This is a genomic window from Ensifer sp. GW823-FHT05D09 (assembly GCF_058795755.1).
The window spans coordinates 1-664 of sequence record NZ_JBXAIA010000039.1 but is presented as its reverse complement, the minus strand read 5'-3'; the positions used below and the strand labels follow the sequence as shown (position 1 = coordinate 664).

Sequence of the window (664 nt, the reverse complement as noted above, 5' to 3'; positions counted from 1 at the left end):
CGGCCACAGCGATGATGACGACAGTGTCTACGATGACGGCAACGACACATACGTCGGCGGCTCAGGCTACGACACGCTCGATGCCAGTGCAGTCACCGAGAGCATCGTCGTCGACCTTGAAGAGGGAACGGCGACGGGCGAGGAGATCGGTTCGGACACCGTCGACAGCATCGAGACCGTGATCGCCGGCTCGGGCGACGACCAGCTTTCGGGCGACGCCGAAGACAACACGCTGATCGGCAACGACGGCGACGATGTCATCGATGGCCGCGCCGGCGACGATACGCTGGCCGGCGGCCAGGGCGACGACGTCGTCTCCGGTGGAGCCGGCGATGACACCATCGTCGTCGAGGCTCCGGTCTGCGCGCCGGGTGAGGCGACTGACGGCAACGATAGCTATAATGGCGGCTCAGGCTACGACACGCTCGATGCCAGCGCCACTACCGAGAGCATCGTCGTCGATCTTGAACAGGGAACCGCCACGGGCGAAGAGATCGGTTCGGACACACTTCAACGGATCGAAGCCGCTATCGGGGGCGCCGGCGACGATCAGCTCTCGGGCAATGCCCAGAACAACACCCTCATCGGCAATGACGGCAACGATGTCATCGATGGCCGCGCCGGCGACGACATTCTCGCCGGTGGTCTGGGGAACGATATCGTT

1 protein-coding gene is annotated in these 664 nt (G+C 64.2%); it reads left to right on the top strand.

The genetic code is table 11. The features are described 5' to 3' along the window. Window positions 1–664 (top strand): calcium-binding protein (locus AC1Q80_RS30820; protein WP_492362940.1); only part of this gene is annotated, 664 nt, incomplete at both ends.